This window comes from Oerskovia sp. Root22 (genome assembly GCF_001429135.1).
In the GTDB taxonomy this organism is placed as follows: Bacteria; Actinomycetota; Actinomycetes; order Actinomycetales; family Cellulomonadaceae; genus Oerskovia; species Oerskovia enterophila.
On sequence record NZ_LMIL01000002.1, the window covers coordinates 45,035 to 65,252 of the forward strand.

At 71.7% G+C, this 20,218-nt stretch carries 14 protein-coding genes; 5 read left to right on the forward strand and 9 right to left on the reverse strand.

Features of this window, described 5'->3' with window-relative positions; translation table 11 throughout:
- Positions 1–60 precede the first annotated feature (60 nt).
- From ASE15_RS03710 to ASE15_RS03745, 9 genes are all read right to left on the reverse strand, one after another.
- Positions 61–942, reverse strand: coding sequence for a universal stress protein (locus ASE15_RS03710; RefSeq protein WP_056761617.1), 882 nt, complete (start codon positions 940–942; stop codon positions 61–63).
- Between the two features lie 102 nt (positions 943–1,044).
- Positions 1,045–2,124, reverse strand: a complete 1,080-nt coding sequence (locus ASE15_RS03715; protein WP_056761621.1) for a glycosyltransferase family 2 protein — start codon at positions 2,122–2,124, stop codon at positions 1,045–1,047.
- Entirely contained in the window at positions 2,121–2,282 is a 162-nt protein-coding gene (locus ASE15_RS20730; RefSeq protein ID WP_157257401.1) for a hypothetical protein, read from the reverse strand. Before ASE15_RS20730 ends, ASE15_RS03715 begins: the two co-directional genes overlap by 4 nt.
- 223 nt (positions 2,283–2,505) lie before the next feature.
- Complete coding sequence (locus tag ASE15_RS03720; RefSeq protein WP_056761625.1) at positions 2,506–5,151, reverse strand: LuxR C-terminal-related transcriptional regulator; 2,646 nt, start codon at positions 5,149–5,151, stop codon at positions 2,506–2,508.
- Positions 5,152–5,303: 152 nt separating this feature from the next.
- Entirely contained in the window at positions 5,304–5,891 is a 588-nt protein-coding gene (locus ASE15_RS03725; protein ID WP_056761630.1) for a dienelactone hydrolase family protein, read from the reverse strand.
- A gap of 154 nt (positions 5,892–6,045) precedes the next feature.
- Positions 6,046–7,209, reverse strand: a complete 1,164-nt coding sequence (zapE, locus tag ASE15_RS03730) for a cell division protein ZapE (protein WP_200960508.1) — start codon at positions 7,207–7,209, stop codon at positions 6,046–6,048.
- A gap of 150 nt (positions 7,210–7,359) precedes the next feature.
- The gene (locus ASE15_RS03735) at positions 7,360–7,740 is read right to left on the reverse strand and encodes an SHOCT domain-containing protein (protein ID WP_056647432.1); all 381 of its coding nucleotides are present in this window, start codon (positions 7,738–7,740) and stop codon (positions 7,360–7,362) included.
- 310 nt (positions 7,741–8,050) lie between these two features.
- Complete coding sequence (locus ASE15_RS03740; protein ID WP_056647434.1) at positions 8,051–9,574, reverse strand: alpha-N-arabinofuranosidase; 1,524 nt, start codon at positions 9,572–9,574, stop codon at positions 8,051–8,053.
- Positions 9,575–9,643: 69 nt separating this feature from the next.
- On the reverse strand, positions 9,644–10,687 hold the full coding sequence (locus tag ASE15_RS03745) for a LacI family DNA-binding transcriptional regulator (RefSeq protein ID WP_082608596.1): 1,044 nt from the start codon (positions 10,685–10,687) through the stop codon (positions 9,644–9,646).
- Between the two features lie 204 nt (positions 10,688–10,891).
- Here ASE15_RS03745 and ASE15_RS03750 point away from each other — a divergent pair, with 204 nt between their 5' ends.
- From ASE15_RS03750 to ASE15_RS03770, 5 genes are all read left to right on the forward strand, one after another.
- Positions 10,892–11,815, forward strand: a complete 924-nt coding sequence (locus ASE15_RS03750) for a carbohydrate ABC transporter permease (RefSeq protein ID WP_056647553.1) — start codon at positions 10,892–10,894, stop codon at positions 11,813–11,815.
- Entirely contained in the window at positions 11,815–12,747 is a 933-nt protein-coding gene (locus tag ASE15_RS03755) for a carbohydrate ABC transporter permease (RefSeq protein ID WP_056761632.1), read from the forward strand. The genes ASE15_RS03750 and ASE15_RS03755 overlap by 1 nt, the downstream gene beginning before the upstream one ends.
- A gap of 64 nt (positions 12,748–12,811) precedes the next feature.
- Positions 12,812–14,182 carry a sugar ABC transporter substrate-binding protein gene (locus ASE15_RS03760; RefSeq protein WP_056761638.1) on the forward strand — a complete coding sequence of 457 codons (1,371 nt, stop codon included), beginning with the start codon at positions 12,812–12,814 and terminating at the stop codon, positions 14,180–14,182.
- A 133-nt stretch (positions 14,183–14,315) separates the two neighbouring features.
- Positions 14,316–16,370: a beta-galactosidase gene (locus ASE15_RS03765; protein ID WP_056647443.1), complete on the forward strand. Its 2,055-nt coding sequence runs from the start codon at positions 14,316–14,318 to the stop codon at positions 16,368–16,370.
- Positions 16,371–16,536: 166 nt separating this feature from the next.
- The gene (locus ASE15_RS03770) at positions 16,537–20,070 is read left to right on the forward strand and encodes an RICIN domain-containing protein (protein WP_082608597.1); all 3,534 of its coding nucleotides are present in this window, start codon (positions 16,537–16,539) and stop codon (positions 20,068–20,070) included.
- Positions 20,071–20,218 lie beyond the last annotated feature (148 nt).

Genomic DNA, 20,218 nt, shown 5'->3' on the forward strand with positions numbered 1-20,218 from the left:
ATGTGTGAGAGCGCCCGCAGGGCCGAGCACAGGTCCGGCGCGCGAGCGGCAGGACGACCATCAGTCCTGGGCGTGCACCACCATGACGGGCCCGGTCGCGCGGTGCAGCACCGACTGGCTGACCGAGCCCAGGACCGGCCCCAGCACCCTGCCGTGGCCCCGCGAGCCGAGCACGACGAGCGACGCCGTCGACCCGGCGACCTGAGCGATCGCGTCGGTGGGCACCCCTTCGACGACGTGGGTGCGAACCTCCAGGTGCGGCCCCATGGTGCGGGCCGTCCGAGCCGCCTCCCCGACGACTCGCTCGGCGCGCTCCACGTACGCCGGCCGAAGGTCGACCGGTGGTGCGAGGGGGCCGACCAGAAGATCCGCCGGGACGAGGTACGCCGAGACGAGCTCGAGGGGCACTCCCCGAAGCACTGCCTCGCGCGTACCCGCGCGCACCGCGGCCATCGAGTGCGGGGTGCCGTCGACCCCGACGACGACGGGCCCGGCGGTGGAGTGCTCCGTCCCCGGCGGGACCACGACCACGGGCACCGTCGAACGAGCGGCTACCCGGGTGCTGACCGACCCCAGGAACAGTGCACCGGACGCTCCCAGTCCTCGTGAGCCCACGACGACGAGCCCGGCCCCGTCCTGCGCCTGGTCCAGGAGCACGGAGGCCGCAGGTCCTTTGCAGGCCCAGGTCTCGACCGGGACCTCGGGTGCCGTCTCTCGCACGAGATCACCCGCACAGTCGAGTGCGACGTCGGCCTCCTCCTCGAGAGCGATCGGCGGCAGGCAGAAGCCGCCCGCGAAGACCGGGTCGTAGGTGGGGTGCGGGCAGGCGTGGATCACATGCAGCGGCGCCCCGCGCAGGCGGGCCTCGTGCACCGCCCAGATCAAGGCGTCCCTGCTCGTGCTCGAACCATCGATCCCGACGACGACGGGTTGGACGTCCACGACTTCTCCTTTCCTCGGCAGGCACTCACGGCCTGTCCTCTCTGCTTGTTCTTCACGGGTCGGCCGACGACGCCGGCCCCCTACGGCGTCGGGTACTTAGGTTCAGGTCCCTGCAGGAGCGGCGCTCGTGTGCTGGACGTGGTGCCATCCCGCGTCTCGAGCGGTCGCGGCCAGGAAGCAGGCACGGACGAACGCGAGCTGCAGGAACAGGTCGTAGCCGAGCTCGGGCAGCACGAGCGACGCGAGCACGCGCGCACGCGGCCCGGCGCCCCAGACCGTCACGAGTCGCTCAGCCACGAGCACCCCGCCCACCGCGAGCCAGAACGGGACGAACCGGAAGGCCCCGGCCGCCACCGTGAGGGCGGTGAGGACGACGAGGCTCATGAGCATGAGCGCCCCGAGCGCGATCATCGCCTGCTGCCCCACGTACCGCGCAGTGACCCGGGTGAACCCGTAGGCACGAAGGTTGTCAAGCATCCCCTTGTACCAGCGCACCCGTTGGCGGTGCAGGTCCCGAGCCGTCGGCATGAGCTCGGTCGTGCACGACATGCTCGTCGGGGAGGCGAGACCGTGTCCGAGGGTGCGCAGCGCGAGCGTCAGCTCCGAGTCCTCGGTGATGGCTCCCGGGTCGTAGACGGCCCCCGGGGGACCGGGAAGCCGCGCCCCACGGTGCCGTGCGACGTCGGCGAGCGCCTCGGTCCGGATGAGCGCGGCCGTCCCCGTGAGCACCGCGGTCCGCCCGGTCACGTCGATCTGCACCGCATAGCGCTCGTACTCGTTGGACTGGAGCTGCTCGAGCAGGGACCGCGGAGGCGTGCCACGGAAGACCCCTCCGACCGCGCCCAGGTCGGGACGTCCGTCGAGCAGTGCGAGCCCTTTCTCGACGAACGTCGGGGCGATCGAGGTGTCGGCGTCGAGGACCAGGACGTTCTCCGCGTCCACGGCGGACAAGGCCTGGTTGAGCGCCCCGGCCTTGCGGCCGGTGTTGCCCACGGTCTCCATGACGTCCGCCCCTAGCGCTCGTGCGACCTCGACGGTCCCGTCGGTGCTGTTGTCGGACACGACGAGCACGCGGTCGACGGGACGCGTCTGGGCCCGCAACGAGGCCAGGGTCGCGGGGAGCGCCTCGGCCTCGTCGTGCGCGGGGACGAGGGCGACGACTCGCGGAGCCGGCCGGCTCATCGCTGCGAGGCGTGCCGCCTGTGCAGCACGCGCGCGGTCGTCACGAGGGCGAGGCCTGCCACGATCAGTGTCCAGGCGCCCACCACGGTGTACCCGGTGGCCATCGCTCCTGTGGCCGCGAGCGCCGTTCCTGCCTGGGTCGTACCGAGCTGGTACATGGTTCCACCTCCGTTGTTTGGCTGGTGGAACCACCGTGCCCGAGCGAAGGCGGGGCTCAGGGCGGTCCGGGCACGGTCTGAGCGGACAGGGACGGCACGGTGAGCACGCCGCCTCGATCCGTGGGGTACGCGAGACGCGGGGCGTAGGGACCGGCCCCGGACGAGACGCCGAGACGCGTCGTGCCCGACGCCCGCGGGGCAGCTGCACTCCCGGACCGAGCGGCTAGAGCAGCCCGCCGATCTCCTCGCGTGAGCCGACACCGAGCTTGCGGAAGATCCGGTAGACGTGGTTGTCGACCGTCCTCTCGCTGACCACGAGCTGCTCGGCCACCTCGCGGTTGCTCAGTCTTGCCGCGACGAGCCGAGCAACCTCCAGCTCCCGCGCACTGAGCTCCTCGGTGGGGGTGAGCGCGGAGACCAGCAGGTCCAGCTCCTCTCCGGCGCTCGCCACCCGGGCTCGCAGCCGGGACGACTCCTCCGTCACCCGCGCCGTCGCTCCGTCCGCGCGGAGGATCCTGATCGCGACGACGTGGGCGCGGACGGCGAAGGTGACGAGCTGTCGTTCGAAGAGCTCGTCGACCGAGAGCAGGAGCTTCTCGACCGAGCGGTCGGCCGCGGCCCGCAGGTAGCGTCCGAGCGCGGGAAGAAGACTCCCCTGCGCCTCGACCGCGAGCCCGGCGACCCGCTCGGCACGACCGGCGTCCGGCCAGAGGTCCACGAGGATCGCCGCGTCGAACGTCGCCGCGAGGACATAGCCGCGATCGGCGAGCGACGAGACGTGATCCCATGCCGATCGCCCGGCCTCTCGCGCGTCGCGACCCGACTCCAAGGCCAGTGCGACGAGGAGTGGTGCCGGGCGCGCCAGGGGGGAGAACGCTGCCTCGAGCCGCATCGCATCGAGCTGGGAGACGAGCGACCGCGCACTGGGGACGTTCCGCTCGAGGAGCGACAGAGCGGATGCGAGGGCCAGCAGGCCGGCCCGGGTCGTCGGTCGCAGCGGCGCGGGAGCGCCGATCGCGAAGATGCTCGTCAGGTGCTCGCGCAGGGCTGTGAGCCGTCCTTGCAGGAAGAGCCCGAGCGCGACCACGTAGCCCTGCGGCTCGATCTGTCCCGGCTCGAGCGTCCCGCGCGCTTCGTCGAGGAGGCGCATTGACCGGTCTGTCGCCATCACGATCTCGCCCGAGACGAGCTGAGCCTGAGGCACGAGCGACGCGGTGTCCTGCCGCGGCGACGTCTCGGGCAGAGACACTGCGGAGAACTCCTGCCAGGCATCGACGGGGCGTCCCTGCGCGAGGAGCGACTCGCCCCGGACGAGCCGGACCACGTCGGCGACCTGGGTCAGGATCCCACCCGGTGCTGCCAAGGACTCGTCGTCCACCGGGTACGGCGCAGGAGCGGCCTCGTACCCCGTCGGAGAGCTGCCATGACCCGGCACCTCCGGTCCCGCGTCGCCCGGCCGCTCGAGGGCGACGACGAGCAGGACGTGCCGGGCGATCGCGTCGAAGAGCGAGGACTCGCGCTCCTCGACAGACTCGGAGAGCCGGGCGAGATCCGCCAGCGCCCCTTCCGGGTCGTGGAGCACGAGCGCCTGGTACCCCGCTTCCCAGGCCCGCACGAACGCGGCGAAGCGTGGGGGCTCCGCCCCGTCGTCGCGTCGCGACTCGTCGAGGACCTCGCGGATGACGGCCGACGGGGCCCCTTCGGTCAGGAGCGCGTCGAGGTACAGCACGGTGTTCCGGCTCGTCGGCTCGTGCCGCCACGCGTCACGGCTGACGAGGAGGCGGGTCGCCGAGCGCTCACGCAGGATCCGGCCGAGGATCGCCGAGGACTCGGGCGACGATGACCAGCGCATCGGCGAGCCGAGCACGGGCCGCCGGAACTCCGTCTCGGTGTCCCCTCCAGGGTCCAGGGCGGTCCCGATGGCGTCCAGGGCTCGGACACCTCGCGCGTCGTGCCCGATGTGCCGAAGGTGCTCCGCGAGCAGCGGGGGGAACAGGACCACGAGGGACCTGTCCTCCTCCTCGACGAAGCGCACGAGCCCGTGGTCGTCGAGCGCGACGACGGCCGACCACGGGAGCAACCGGCGGACCGTCCTGGCCTCCGACGGGCCGAGGACCGAGAGGATCCTCAGCGCGTCGCGTTCGTCGTCCCCCAGACCGTCGAGCAGGCGCCCGACGGTCACGGCCAGGGCCGGGGTCCACAGGTCGCGCCGTGAGACCCATCCGCCGGGCTGCTTCGTCAGGTGCCCGGCCCGCCGGGCCTCGAGCACGATCGAACGGGCGATGCCCGGCAGGCCCCCGGAGAGCGCGTAGACACGGCCCGCCACGTCAGAGTCCACCTGACCGCCGAGCAGCTCGGACGCCAGGCGGTGGACCTCCTCGAACGGCAGCACGGGGATCCACAGCACCGTGGCGTCGCGTCCCGCGAGCACGCGTTCGACCGGTCGGTTCCCGCGAGAAGAAGGGCGCACCGTGGCAACGACGCTCGCGCCCCGACGGGCGACCACGGTGGCGATCACCGCGGCCGATGCGTCGTCGAGCGCTTCGACGTCGTCGAGCAGGAAGAGCGCTCGCCCACCCGAGACGGCCCTGGTCACTCCGTCGACCGCGGTCGCCATCGCCCCCAGCGCGCCGGCCGGCCCCGTGACGAGGCCTGCGAGGACGAGCGACTCGAGAGGTCGCTCGGCGGCTCCGCCGAGCCCGGGGACCGACACCACGCTCCACCCGTCGTCCTCCGCCGCGTCCCGCACCTGCGCGAGGAGCGTGGAGCGTCCCGACCCCGGGAGCCCGACCACGGTGACGGACGTCCCCGCCTCGACCGCGTGGCGGACGACGTCGAGGACGGGCGCGCGGGAGACGGGTGCGCTCATCGATCAACCATAGGGAGCGAGGTGCGACCCTGCCTGCGGTGCGCTCGGCCGTGCTCTTCGAGGTACGCGCAGCTCACGCCCGCGGCGGACCGGCGGGGGCCATCACCGCCCGTGGCTGGTCCCCGCCCGGACGTCGTCACGGCCGGGTGCCGTCAGGCCCCGATCCCGTCGAGGAACCGGATCGCCCGCTCGGTGAGGAGGCGTGCCGCGTGCTCGTCGTAGGAGGGCAGGCTCGCGTCGGCGAACAGGTGCTGGTCGCCCGGGTAGAGGAACAGCTCGGCCTCGCCCGGCGCCGCCTCGACCAGCGCGCGGGCCGCATCGAGGTCTCCCTCGTCCACGAAGAACGGGTCGGCGTCCATGCCGTGGACCTGCGCGGGCACGCCGAGCGGCCACCCGTCGTCGCTGAACTCGGACGTGGGCACGCACGAGGAGAAGAGCAGCGCGCCCTGGGCGCCCTCGCGGGTCTGGGCGAGCATCTGCGCGGGCACCACGCCGAGCGAGAACCCCGCGAAGACGAGCTCCTCGGGCAGCCCGTCGGCCACCGCCACGCCGCGCTTGCGGATCGTGTCGAACCCGATCTCCCTCACGTACGCCATGCCGCTGTCGATGTCGGGGAACGTCCTGCCCTCGTAGAGGTCCGGCAGGTAGACGGTGTTGCCCGCCTCGCGGAGGGTCTCGGCGAACGCCTCGACCCCGGGCGTCAGTCCGAGCGAGTGGTGGAAGAGCAGTACCTCGGCCATGTGCGGGTTCCTTCCGGTCGCGGGCGCCGGGGCGGCGCCGCCTCCTCGATCATCGCGCAGTGCACCCACACGCGCCGGGCGTCGGGGGCGGCCCGTCCGGCCGCCATCGACCCCCACTGGCCCCGCTGGCCCCCGCTGGCCCCGCCAGTGCCCGTCACCGCCCGAGCGCCACCGGCCCCAGCCGCCGCAGCAGCGCGAGGCGGCTCGCGGTCCGCTCGACGTCGAGCGCCACGCCCTCCTCGCCGTGGCGGCGGAGCGTCTCGTCGGGATCCTGGTGGGCCAGGACGTGCAGCGGCACGTCACGGTCGCACAGCACGTCGACGAGGTTCGCGAACCGTTGCCCCGTGTCGGGGGCCTGCGCGCCCAGGGCGGGGACGCCGTCGAGCACGACCGTCCCGAAGCGCTCTGCGAGGTGCAGGACGTCCGAGACCGCGGTGCGCCCCGCGCACCAGTGCCCGAACCCGAGCCACACGACGTCCCCCCGGACGGCGAGGACCGGGTGCTCGCGCGAACCGATGGGGACCGTCGTCGCCTCTGCCGCCCCGGGGCGGTCGAGCCCCGCGGCCGCGAGCCGGGCATCCGTGGCGGGCCACACGAACGAGCCGCCCCGGAAGCCGGCCACGTCCTCGCTCGGCGCTCGCCGGTGGTCGCGGTGCCCGCCGACCTCGACGACGTCGAGCCTCGCGGTGAGCAGGTCGATCGTCGGGACGAACAGGTGGTGGTACGCGGGGCTCGGCATGAGGCCCGACGGCGGGTAGTTCGACGTCAGGACCACCCGCACGCCGCGCGCGTCGAGCGTCCGCACGGCGCGCGCGACGAGCATGGCGTCGCCCGCGTCGTGCACGTGGAACTCGTCGAAGCAGACCAGGTCGGCGTCCCCGAGGATCGCGTCGAGCGCGGCGTCGATCGACCCGCGGTGGAAGCGTTCGCCGTGCAGGCGGCGCAGGAAGTCGTGGAAGTGCACGCGCACCGCGCGGGTGCCGGGGCCGGGACCGCTACCGCTACCGAGGGCGAGCCGTCCCACGGTCGCGTGGAACACGTCCATGAGCCAGGTCTTGCCCCGGCCCACGGGCCCCCAGAGATAGAGGCCGCTCAAGCAGTCCGTGGCAGGTTCGGCGAGCCGGGCCGCGAGGGCGTCGAGGGCCTCGACCGCGGGGGCCTGGCCGGGATCGAGGGAGAAACCGCGTCGCGCGGCGTCCTGCCCGACGGCGTCACGCACCGCGCGCGACGGGCGGTCGCCCTCGTCGAGGGCCGGGGAACGCGTCGGGTGACCGACCGGGAGATCGCGCGGGTCGCCCGTCGCCAGTTCCTCGTCCACGCGTCGAGGGTACGCGAGCCTCCTGGGCTCCCCTGGACGCGGCACGGACCGGTCGTCAGAAGTGAGCCGGGTGGAACCCCGGGGTACTTCTGACGACCGGTCCGTGGTGCTGCTGCTCGCGCCGCAGCGGGCGAGCCCGTGGTGCGAAGGTCAGGCGAGCGCCTTGGCCTTGAGCGAGGCGAACTCGTCGGGCGTGATGGTGCCCGCGTCGAGGAGCGACTTGGCCGTGGCGATCTGGTCGGTCGGTGACTGACCCCCCGTCGCGACCTCGCGGATGTACGAGTCGGCCTGCGCCTTGGCGGCGCTGGCCGCGGCGAGCTGCCGCTCGGTCATGCCCTTGCCGCGGGCGATGACGTAGATCAACGCCGTGAGGAACGGGAAGATGACCAGCGCGACGATCCACAGCGCCTTCCACCACCCGTTGAGCGTGTGGTCACGGAAGAGATCCCCGAGGATCTGGAACAGAACCATCAGGTAGGCGATGAAGACGAAGGACCAGATGAGCAGCCAGAAGAAGTCCCAGAAATCCATGTGAAGCCCCGTTCGGAGTGCCGTCAGCGCTCGCGGCGCGCGAGGACGCTGACGTCAGGCTACTGAGGGGACGTTGTGCGCGCGCGGTGAAGAGACGTCGAATCCGGGTGAACTCGCTCAGACCTGCCGACTCCCCCGCATGCGGGACTTTCCCGCCATGGCCGGCCCGGCCACGAATCCCACCCGGGGCGGCCCGAGGACGAGCATGCGGTTGTCGTGGATCGAGCATGCGGTTGTCATCAAGAATCCGACGAATCACGACGACAACCGCATGCTCGACGCCGCCCGCCGACCAGCGGGGACCGCTGCGTCAGCCCTGCGCCTCGCGAGCGACGAGCAGCACCGTGGACCACGAGACCGCGGGCAGCTCGACCGTCAGGACGCCGCCCTCGACCGACAGGTCCTCCCGGGCGACGGGCACCACGCGGTCCGGCTCGTCGGCCGTGTTGGCGTCGTACGGGTCCTCGCTCGTGAGCGTCGAGGCCTCGGACACCACGAGCGCTCCGAACGCGGCAAGGTCCACATCGACGGTGACGGGCTCCGTGGGGTTGCGGTTGACCAGGAACACGGCGAGCCTCCCGGCAGCCTCGTCCCACGTCGCGACCGCGTCGACCGAGGGGACGTCGCCGTGCTGCGCGGTCGGGAACGTCGGCGAGACCGGCTCGACGCGCAGGACCGTGCCCTGCGCGAGCGCCGACGCCTGCGCGAACGGATAGAAGATCGTCTGGCGCCACGCCCGCCCGCCGGGCTCGGTCATGATCGGCGCGATGACGTTGACGAGCTGCGCCTGGCTGGCCGAGGTCACGCGGTCGCTGTGCCGCAGCAGCGAGACGAGCATGTTGCCGACCACGACCGCGTCGGCCGCCGAGTACCGGTCTTCGAGGAGCACCGGGCCCACGGGCCAGTCCGCGCCCTGCGGGGGGACCGACGCCGCACGGGACTGGTACCAGACGTTCCACTCGTCGAACGAGAGGTCGATCTGCTTGTCGGACTTCTTGACGGCCTTGACGTGGTCTGCGGTCGCCACGACCGAGTCGACGAACCGGTCCATGTCCACCACGGAACCCAGGAACGAGTGCAGGTCGTCGCCCTTGATCTCGTAGTACCGGTGCACCGAGATGTAGTCGACCTCGTCGTAGGTCTCGGTCAGGACGACGCGCTCCCACTCGCCGAACGTCGGCAGGTCGGGAGCCGACGACCCGCACGCGACGAGCTCGAGGCGGTCGTCCACGAGGCGCATCGCGCGGGCCGTCTCGGACGCGAGGCGCCCGTACTCGGAGGCCGTCTTGTGCCCGACCTGCCACGGACCGTCCATCTCGTTGCCCAGGCACCACATCGTGATCCCGAACGGCTCGTCGGCGCCGTTCGCACGACGTCGCTCGGAGAGCGCCGTACCGCCCGCGATGTTGGTGTACTCGAGCAGGTCGAGGGCCTCCTGGACGCCTCGGGTCCCCAGGTTCACGGCCATCATGGGCTCGATCTCGGCCTTGTCCGCCCAGCGGAGGAACTCGTGGAGCCCGAACGTGTTGGGCTCGAGCGTGTGCCACGCCAGGTCGAGCCGCGCGGGGCGGTCCTCGACCGGCCCCACACCGTCCTCCCACCGGTAGCCCGAGACGAAGTTCCCGCCCGGGTACCGGACGGTCGAGACCCCGAGCTCGCGGACCAGGTCCAGGACGTCCCCGCGGAAGCCGTCGGCGTCCGCCGTCGCGTGCCCCGGTTCGTAGATCCCGGTGTAGACGCAGCGCCCCAGGTGCTCGACGAACGAGCCGAACGTGCGGCGCGAGACGGGCGCGACCCGGAAGTCGGGGTTGAGGACCATTCGGCCGGCGAGCATGGGGGGAACTCCGTTCGGGACGAGGGATGGAGCACAAGGGTGCAGGGGCGGACCGTCCGGCCCGACGGGTCAGGAACGCGGCCCGGGAGGCACCGACGTGCTGGCGCGGACCACGAGCTCGACCGCGACCTCGTGGACCTTTCCGGGGGTCGGCCGGCGGCCGGCGATCTGCTCGAGCAGCAGGTCGACGCAGAGCTGGCCGACCTGGTCGAAGTGCTGACGGACGGTCGTCAGGGGCGGCCACACGTACTCGGCCACGTCGATGTCGTCGAAGCCCGCGACGGACACGTCTCCGGGGATCGAGATGCCCCGCTCCTGGAAGGCTCGCATGAGCCCCATCGCCATCTGGTCGTTGGCGCAGAGGATCGCCGTGATCTCGTCCGGGATCCTGTCGGCGAGGACCGCTCCCAGGCGGTAGCCCGAGGCCGGTGTCCAGTCGCCGTGGTAGACCGGCGGGACGGGGGCGCCGTTCGCGACGAGGGCGGCCTCCCACGCGTCGCGGCGGACACGGGTCGCGTTGCCGTTGGGCGGGCCGGCGACGTGCCACACGGTCTTGTGACCCAGCCGGAGCAGGTGCTCGACGGCCTTGGTCACGCCGCTGGCCTGGTCCGTCATGACGAGCGGGTAGGACGTCTCGAGGACGTCGTCGGTCACGACCACGGGCACGCCCGGTGCGAACATCACCGACGAGCGCTCGAGGATCTCGCTCTCGACCACGATCAGCCCGTCGACGTTCTGCGCGGCGAGCTGGGCCATGGCCGCGCTCACGCCGCCCGCCGTCGGGCTGTCGAGCGAGATGAGGTTGGTCGAGTACCCGTGGGCCTTGGCCGCGAGCGCGAGCGCCTCGACCGTCTTGACGTCGCCGAAGCGCGAGAGCGAGAACGCGACGACTCCGATCGCGCCGAAGCGTCCCGTCGTCAGAGCCCGGGCGGCGGCGTTGGGCCGGTAGCCGACCGAGCGCATGGCCTCGAGGACCTTGGTGCGGGTGGACGCCTCGACGTTCGGTGAGCCGTTCGAGACGCGCGAGACCGTCTGGGGCGAGACGCCCGCGACCGCTGCGACGTCGACCATGGTCGGCACCCTGCCGTGCCGCGTCGCGGGTGAATCGGTCATGGGGGTCGCACTCCTTCGTTCCGGACCTGTGGGCAGAACTGTAGCCGACATCACGGTTGCGCAACCATTCGTCACGCCTTGTAGCGCCCACTCCCCTTCTGTGCACGACGCCGAAGCGGCTTGACCGCTCGAATCTGACGTGTGATGCTGGGCACCAAGCGCATGGTTGCGCAAACATGATTGCCCGAATCGAGGAAGATGACGATGACGTCCGTGACGACCAGCGCGCCGCCCCGCAAGGCCCGGCGCGCCAAGGCTCCCCCCGAACGACGCGAGTGGACAGGACTCGCGTTCGTCCTCCCCTTCCTCGCAGTGTTCGTCTTCGCGATCGTCGCCCCGCTCTTCTACGCGGTCTACCTCTCGTTCTTCCAGGACCGGCTCGTGGGAGGTTCCTTCTTCGCCGGCTTCGCGAACTACGCCCAGGCGCTGACCGACCCGCTGCTGCACGTCGGCCTCGGGCGGGTCCTCCTGTTCTTCGCGGTCCAGGTCCCGATCATGCTCGGCCTCGGACTCTTCGCGGCCCTCGCGATCGACTCGGGCCGGCTGCGGGCCAAGGGCGCGTTCCGCATCACGCTCTTCCTCCCCTACGCGGTCCCCTCGGTCGTCGCGGCCCTCATGTGGGGCTACATGTACGGCAACGAGTTCGGGCTCATCCGCCAGATCGGCGACGCGATCGGCCTCGCGACCCCGGACCTGCTGTCCGCGTCGTGGGTCCTGGTCGCGATCGGCAACATCGTCACGTGGTCGTTCGTGGGCTACAACATGCTGATCCTGTACTCGTCGCTGCGCTCGATCCCCACCGAGCTCTACGAGGCCGCGGAGATCGACGGAGCCGGCGCGATCCGGACCGCCTTCTCGATCAAGCTCCCCGCGCTGCGCCCCGCGCTGCTCCTGACGACGATCTTCTCGGTCATCGGGTCGTTCCAGCTCTTCAACGAGCCCAACGTCCTGAGGGCCCTGGCCCCCACCACGATCAGCAGCTACTTCACGCCCAACATGTACGCGTACAACTTGGCGTTCAACGGTCAGCAGTACAACTACTCGGCCGCCGTGGCGATCATCGTCGGCGCGGTCACCGTCGTCGTCGCAGCCCTCGCGCAACGACTGAGCCGAGCAGGAGAGAAGTGATGACGCAGACCAGCACCGTGCAGGCGTCGCAGGAGGCCCCGGTCAAGAAGACCAGGACCGGTCGCCGCCGCCCCGCCTCCTCGTCCCGGGCACGCACCTCGCCCACCCTGTCCATCCTCATGACGCTCATGCTGCTCTACGCCGTGGTGCCGCTGCTCTGGCTCGTCATCAACAGCACCAAGACCAACGGCGGGCTGTTCAACTCGTTCGGCCTGTGGTTCGCGGACGACTTCGCGCTCGGCGAGAACCTCACCAAGCTGTTCTCCTACCAGGGCGGCATCTACTCGAACTGGCTCCTCAACACCGTGCTCTACGCGGGCGTCGGCGGGGTCGGAGCCACGATCCTCGCCACGCTCGGTGGCTACGGGCTCGCGAAGTTCTCGTTCCCCGGTCGCAAGTGGGTGCTCGCCGGTGTGATCGGTGCCATGACGGTCCCGCTCACGGCCCTCGCGGTCCCGACGTTCCTGATGTTCTCCCGCCTCGGGCTGGTCAACACGGCCTGGGCCGTGATCATCCCCGCGCTCGCGAGCCCGTTCGGCCTGTACCTCATGTACGTCTACTCGCAGGACTCGGTGCCCGAGTCCCTGCTCGAGGCCGCGCGCCTCGACGGCGCGAGCGAGCTGCGGACCTTCCTGTCGGTCTCGCTCCGGCTCCTGACCCCGGGCTTCATCACCGTGCTGCTCTTCACGGTCGTGGCGACCTGGAACAACTACTTCCTGCCGCTCATCATGCTCACCGACCCCAAGCTCTACCCGCTCACGGTGGGACTGAACCAGTGGAGCGCGCAGGCAGGCTCCTCCGGAGCGAGCGAACCGGTCTACAACCTCGTGCTCACCGGGTCGCTCGTCGCGATCATCCCCCTGATCATCGTCTTCCTCTTCCTCCAGAGGTACTGGCAGTCCGGCCTCGCGGCCGGTGCGGTCAAGCAGTAGCACCACCCCCACGTCGGCTCCCCGACGGACCCCTCTCCACACCGAAGTGAAAGGTAGTCACCCCATGAGGATCACCCGCGCCCGCGGAGCCGCGGTCACCGCTGCAGCACTCACCCTCACGCTCACGCTCGCCGCCTGCTCGGGCGGCAGCGACGGAGGCAGCACGGACGGCGGCGGCGGTGGCGGCGACGTCACGGCAGCCGACATCGACGCAGCCCTCGACGCCGAGGGCACCACGACCCTGCAGTACTGGAGCTGGGTCCCGAACCTCCAGCCCACGGTCGACCTCTGGAACGAGGCCCACCCGAACATCCAGGTCGAGCTGACCAACGCCGGTCAGTCGGCCGACCAGTACACCAAGCTGCAGAACGCGATCAAGGCGGGCTCCGGCGCACCGGACCTCGCGCAGATCGAGTACTTCGCGCTCCCCCAGTTCGCGCTGGGCGAGTCCCTCGTCAGCCTCGACGACGTCGGCCTGTCCGACCTCGAGTCCGACTTCACGGCCTCCGCGTGGGAGCAGGTCGCCGCAGGCGACGGGCACTACGCGTTCCCCCAGGACACGGGCCCCATGGTCATGTTCTACCGGGCGGACATCCTCGAGCGCCTGGGCGTCGAGGCCCCGACGACGTGGGACGAGTTCCTCACGGTCGCGCGCGCCATCAAGGCCGACAACCCCGAGAACTTCATCGCGTCGATCGACCCGGGTGACGCGGGCGGCGTGGACTCGCTGATCTGGCAGGCCGAGGGCCGTCCGTTCTCGGTCGAGGGCACGGACGTCAACATCTCGTTCGACGACGAGGGCACGCAGAAGTTCACCGAGCTCTGGGACACCCTGATCTCGGAGAAGCTCGTCGACGTCGCGGGCGGCTGGAACGACGCGTTCTGGCGCTCGCTCGACTCGGGCCGCTACGCCATGTGGATGACGGGCGCCTGGGCTCCGGGCTCGCTCGAGACCAACGTCCCCTCCACGGCAGGCAGCTGGAAGGCCGCGACCATGCCCGTGTGGGAGGCCGGCACCCCGGCCAACGCCGAGAACGGCGGCTCGGGCACGGCAGTGCTCGCGAAGAGCGAGAACAAGGCGGCGGCCCTGGCCTTCGCCCGCTGGCTCAGCACGGACTCCGAGGCCGTCCAGGCCCAGGTCGACGCGGGCCTCTTCCCCTCGACGAGCTCGATCATGGCCGACACCGACTTCCTCGGCGCCACGTCCGACTTCTTCGGCGGCCAGGCCGTCAACGAGGTCTTCGTCCAGGCGTCCAAGGACGTCAGCTCGGGCTGGCAGTACCTGCCCTTCCAGGTCTACGCGAACTCGGTCTTCGGTGACACCGCGGGCCAGGCGTTCAGCAACGCGACGCCCATCGCCGACGGCCTGACGGCCTGGCAGGACCAGATCACCACGTACGGCAACGGGCAGGGATTCAAGGTCACGAACGACTGACCTGCCCGGTGGGCCGGGCAGGCAGCCCGGCCCACCGACCCGACGCCGGCGTGCGCAGCACGACGCACGCCGGCGTCCCCCTTCCGGGGCGCGAGAGACGCCGCCCCGGTCGACGAGAGATCGAGGAGCACCCATGTCATCGACCCCCACACCGCACCGTTGGTTGCGGTGGCCCGAGGACCGCGCGACGCCGCGCCTCGGCTTCGGAGCGGACTACAACCCGGAGCAGTGGCCCCGTGAGGTGTGGGCCGAGGACGTGCGGCTCATGCGGGCCGCCGGGGTCAACATCGTCTCGGTCGCGATCTTCTCGTGGGCCCGGCTCCAGCCGACGGCCGACACCTGGGACTTCGCCTGGCTCGACGAGATCATGGACCTGCTGCACGCGAACGGCATCGCGGTGGACCTCGCGACCGCGACCGCCTCCCCTCCCCCGTGGCTCACGACCGCCCACCCCGAGATCCTGCCCGTGACCGCGAACGGCGAGACCCTGTGGCCCGGAGCGCGCCAGCACTGGCGCCCCACCTCCCCCGTCTTCCGCGAGCACGCGCTGCGGCTCGTGCGCACCATGGCCGAGCGCTACGGCGACCACCCGGCGCTCACCGCGTGGCACGTGTCGAACGAGCTGGGCTGCCACAACGTCTACGACTTCAGCGACGACGCGGCGGGCGCGTTCCGCGACTGGCTGCGCGAGCGCTACAGCACGCTCGACGAGCTCAACCACGCCTGGGGCACCGCCTTCTGGTCGCAGCGCTACAGCGCCTGGGACCAGATCCTGCCCCCGCGCCTCGCGGCCTCGCACCCCAACCCCACGCAGCAGCTCGACTTCAAGCGCTTCTCGTCCGACGCGCTCAAGTCGTACCTGCGCGCCGAACGCGACGTCCTGCGCGAGCTGACCCCCGACGTCCCGGTGACCACGAACTTCATGGTCATGGGCGAGACCAAGGGCATGGACTACGTCGACTGGGCCGACGAGATCGACTTCGTGTCCAACGACCACTACGTCCTGCCGGGCGTCCAGGCCCACGACGAGCTTTCGTTCTCCGCGAACCTCACGGGCCACATCGCGGGCGGTCTGCCCTGGTTCCTCATGGAGCACTCGACGAGCGCCGTGAACTGGCAGCCGATCAACGTCGCCAAGAAGCCCGGCGACCTGGTCCGCGACTCCCTGACCCACGTCGCCCACGGCGCCGACGCCGTCTGCTTCTTCCAGTGGCGCCAGTCCCGCGCGGGCGCCGAGAAGTACCACTCGGGCATGGTCCCGCACGCCGGTGAGGACAGCGAGGTGCACCGCACGGTGCGCGAGCTCGGAGCGACGCTGGGCGCGCTCGCGGAGATCGCGGGCTCGGAGCAGGTCCCCGCGCGGGCCGCGATCCTGTTCGACTGGGAGTCCTGGTGGACGAGCGAGCTCGACTCGCACCCCAACAACTCGCTGCGGTACCGCCAGGAGGCCCTCGACTGGTACTCGGCGTTCCTCGCCGCGGGAGTGCGCGCCGACGTCGTCCCGGCCCGCGCCGACCTCTCGGGGTACGACGTCGTCGTCGCCCCCGTGCTGCACGTCGTGCCGGGCGTGCTCGCCGAGCGCCTCCAGGCCTTCGTCGAGGGGGGCGGCCACCTGGTGACGACCTACTTCTCGGGCATCGTGGACCAGAACGACCACATCCACCTGGGCGGCTACCCGGGCGCGTTCTCCGACCTCCTGGGCATCCGGGTCGAGGAGTTCGCCCCGCTGCTCGAGGGCGAGACGGTCCTGCTCGACGACGGCAACGAGGGCTCGCTGTGGTCCGAGCCGATCACGGTCACGGACGCCTCGGTCGAGGTCCTCGCCTGGTACAAGACCGGCGAGCAGGGCGGGCGCCCCGCCATCACGCGCCGGCCCGTCGGCTCGGGCTCGGCGACCTACGTCTCGACGCGCCTGGGCACGGGCCTCGAGCCGCTCGTGCGCTCGCTCCTCGACGACGCGCACCTCCCGGGCGACCTGCCCGCCACGGTCCGCGGCAAGGTCGAGCTCGCGGTCCGCGGGACCGACGAGCACGAGTTCTGGTTCCTCATCAACCGCACGGCCGAGCAGGTGGACGTCGACGGCGTCACGGGGGACGTTCTCGTCGGCCGACGCTCGGGCGGAGCACCGGACGCGACGGTCGTCCTCGCACCGCGCGGCGTGGCCGTCCTGCGCCGCCCGAGGGGCTGAGGGCCGGGCGCCCCACCCGACCAGCACGACCAGCACCGACGCACGACCCGCACCACCAGCACGACCCCCGCGTCGACGACCGGCGCCTGCCGCACCCCGGCAGGCGCCGGCCCGTGGCGTGCACGACGCCAGGTTCGCAGAGAAGCGAGAGAGAGGCAGTTCAAGGATGAACGCAGGAGCATCGAGGAGGTGGCTCGCCGCACTGAGCGTCGCCGCCGTGACCCTGAGCTGTGGTGCGCTGAGCGCCACGGCCCAGGCGGCGCCGTCGGGCGGTGCGCTCGCCACGGGCGTGACCGCAGCCGCCGCGGACACTGCCGCTGTACCCGGCGTGACCGTACGCCCCGACCCGAGCTACGCCGGCAAGGCCTTCGAGGGGTGGGGGACGAGCCTCGTCTGGTTCGCCAACGCCACGGGCGACTACCCCGACGAGGTCCGCGACAAGCTCGCGGACATGGTGTTCGGTGACGAGGGGCTCAACCTCAACATCGCGCGCTACAACGTGGGCGGCGGGCACGCGCCCGACGTCACGGACTACCTGCGCGCGGGCGGCGCGGTCGAGGGGTGGTGGAACGCGCCCGAGGGCACGACCCGCACCGACGTCGACTGGTGGGACCCCGAGGACCCGGCCGACTGGAACGAGGACGCCGACGCGACCCAGCGCTGGTGGGTCGACCGCATCAAGGATGACGTCGACACGTGGGAGACGTTCAGCAACTCCCCGCCCTACTTCATGACGCCCAACGGCTACGTCTCGGGCAGCTTCAACGCGACCGACGACCAGCTCAAGACCGAGAGCATCGACGACTTCGCGGCGTACATGGTGGGCGTGACCGAGCGGCTCGAGAAGGCGCACGGGATCGAGGTCGGCACGATCGACCCGTTCAACGAGCCCAACACCAACTACTGGCGGACCACGCTGGACTCCTCGGGCAAGCCCACGGGCGGGCGCCAGGAGGGTGCCCACATGGGCCCCGCGCTCCAGCAGAAGGTCATCAACGCGCTCGACGCGGCGCTCGAGGGTGCCGACACCTCGGCCGGCATCGCGGCCATGGACGAGACCAACCCCGGGACGTTCACGACCAACTGGAACGCGTACCCGGCCGACGTCAAGGCCAAGGTCGACCAGCTCAACGTCCACACGTACGGCACCGGGCAGCGCACCGCGGTGCGCGACATCGCCAAGGGCGAGGGCAAGCGCCTGTGGATGAGCGAGGTCGGCGGGTCCTGGAGCAGCACCGGGCAGGACTTCGTGAGCATGGAGTCCGGCCTGGGCAGCGCCCAGCACATCGCGGACGACCTGCGCGAGCTCGAGCCCTCGGCGTGGGTGTTCTGGCAGCCCGTCGAGGACTACACCAACATGGCTCCCGGCGGCGAGAGCGCCGAGGGCGCGAACTGGGGCGAGATCCAGATCCCCTTCGACTGCACCGCCGAGGACACGCTCGAGACGTGCCCGATCTACACCAACACCAAGTACCAGACGACGCAGAACTTCACGCACTTCATCGCGCCCGGTGACCACCTGATCGGGGTCGACGACACCAGCAGCACGGCAGCCGTGTCCGCCTCGGGCGACGCGGCGACCGTGGTCCACGTCAACAGCACGACGTCGGAGCGCGCCGTCACGCTCGACCTGTCCGGGTTCGGCAGCATCGAGGACGGCGCGACCGTCACGCCCTTCGTCACGAGCACCGCGGGGACCCTCGTCGAGGGCACCCCGGTCGTCGTGGGGTCGGGAACGGCCACGCTCACGGTCCCGGCCGAGTCCGTCACGACCTTCGTGGTCGACGGCGTCGCGGGGGTCGCGCAGGACGCCGCCCTGGTCCAGGACGGCCACGTCTACCGCCTCCAGGGCGTCCAGTCCGGCAAGTCCCTCGCCCCCGCGGCGAGCGGCTCGGGCGTCGTGATCCGCACGAACGACGCGGCCGCCCCGGCCCAGGTGTGGGAGCTCACGCCGCTCGGCGCCCCCGAGGGCTCCGGCTCGCACACGACCCGCTACGCCGTGACGTCCGCGGCGAACGGCAAGCAGCTCGCGGTCGTCCCCGACGGCACGGCCGTCCTGGTCGACGCGGCGGCGCAGCCCGCCACGACCGCGCAGTGGATCCTCTCCACGACCGGCGACGAGACCTACACGCTCGTCAACGCCGCGAGCGGGCGCGTGCTCGAGGTCGGCGGCCAGTCCTCGACGGACGGCGCGACGGTGTCCACGTACACCGCGAACTCGGGCCAGAACCAGCGCTGGCGCCTGACCGACGAGACCGTGGTCGGTACGACCCCGGTCGAGGCGTTCACCGTGCCGGGGACCGTCCCGACCCTGCCGACCACGGTCGTGCCCGTCTACCGCGACGGCGCCCGCGGCACCCTGCCCGTGACGTGGGACCTCCCGGCCGAGTCTGCCTGGGCCACGGCCGGGACCGTCGAGGTCCAGGGCACCGTCACGACCCCCGGGGGTCCCGTGACCGCCACCGCGGAGGTCGTCGTCGACACCCTGACCGCGACGCTGCCCGCTCGCGCCAAGGCGTACGCGGGCGGCACGCCCGTCCTTCCCGCCACGGTTCCCGCGGTCACCGCGAGCGGCCGCCAGGTCGAGCGCCCCGTGACCTGGGAGACCGCCCCCGCGGGTGCGTTCGCCGAGGTCGGCGTCGTCGAGCTCGCCGGGACGGCCGACTCCGGGCTGGGCGAGCTCCTGCCCGCGACGGTCCGCGTCCAGGTCACGGCCGCGGTCGACGAGGGAGCCACGTCCGCTCCCGGGACGACCGCCTCGGCGACCTTCACCGAGCCGGGCTACTCGGCCTCGGGGATCGTCAACGGCAGCACCACGGACAAGGCGTGGTCCAACTGGAAGTCCTCGGACAAGAACGCCACCGACACCCTCACGGTCACGCTTCCCGCGGACCGCGACGTCACGCACGTCGTCACGACCTTCTACCGTGACGGCTCGACCGCGAGCTGGGCCCAGAGCCTTCGGGTCCAGGCCCTGGTCGACGGCGTCTGGAAGGACGTCAGCGCGTCGGTCGCGGTCAGCGGCGACACGAGCCGCGCCCCCGTGGTCGACGTCCCCGTGGACGTGCGCACCTCGGCCGTGCGGGTCGTCATGACCGCGCGGCCCAACACCCACATGGTCGTGAGCGAGGTGCAGGTCCTCGCCAAGGCGCCGGGCACGTCCTCGGACGCCGCGCTGTCGGGCCTGACGGTCGACGGCGAGGCCGTCGCCGGGTTCGACCCCGCGACGACGAGCTACCAGGTGCTGACCGAGGCCGGCGCGACGCCCGTCGTGGCCGCGGTCGCGGCCGACCCGTACGCCGTGGTCACGGTGCGACAGCCCGGCGAGGTCGCGGCCGGTTCGACCGCGACCGCCACGGTCGACGTGACGGCCGAGGACGGGACGACGTCGACCTCGACGATCGCGTTCGTGACCCAGGCCGACCTGGGGGTCGAGTCGACCGTGCGCGCCCAGTGCACCGGACGCACCGCAACCCTGTCCGTCCGAGCCGTCAACACCAGCGACGTCCCGCTCGACATCACCCTCACCACCCCCCTCGGCACCAAGACCTTCCAGGCCGTAGCCCCCGGAAAGTCCGCCAGCCAGACCTTCTCCGCCCGCGCCCAGACCCTGACCGCAGGCACCACCACCGTCACCGCCACCCGCACCGACGGCACCACCCACACCCAGCAGATCGACCACCCCACCACCACCTGCTGACCCCACCCCACCCCACCCACCACGGCGCGCCACCCACCCCGGGCGGCGCGCCGTGCGCACACCCGCACCCCGACCATGCGACACGCTCAGCGTCGCCGGTGCACCCGTGGGATGCTCGACGACATGCCCGCCGTGCCCGATTCACCCC